At 60.3% G+C, this 252-nt stretch carries 1 protein-coding gene; it reads right to left on the bottom strand.

What is annotated here, in order from left to right; genetic code table 11:
• Positions 1-242 (bottom strand): LysE family transporter (locus EOD29_RS33580; RefSeq protein ID WP_164764038.1); only part of this gene is annotated, 242 nt, incomplete at its 3' end.
• Between the last annotated feature and the right edge of the window lie 10 nt (positions 243-252).

Genomic DNA, 252 nt, shown 5'->3' with positions numbered 1-252 from the left:
ATCCATTTGACCGTGGAGAAGGCGACGGCGGAAGCGGCAAGTATGGCCGAGAGACCGAGTGCCGCCATCAGCACGTGCAGGCAGGCGCCGGACCAGACGCCGAACAGTGCGGAAAAACCGGCACGTTTTCCGCCTCTCATCGTGTGCCCGAGGATGAAGGCGATGTCGGGACCGGGCGAGAGATTGAGCAGAACCGCCGCCGACAGAAATGCAAGCCAGTGCGCAAACGAATAATCGAACATCTTTCACCCT

Origin of the sequence: Mesorhizobium sp. M1A.T.Ca.IN.004.03.1.1 (assembly GCF_003997555.1) — a bacterium.
Classification (GTDB): Bacteria; Pseudomonadota; Alphaproteobacteria; order Rhizobiales; family Rhizobiaceae; genus Mesorhizobium.
Note: the sequence above shows the minus strand (reverse complement) of the source record. Positions and strands in the feature narration are given on the sequence as shown.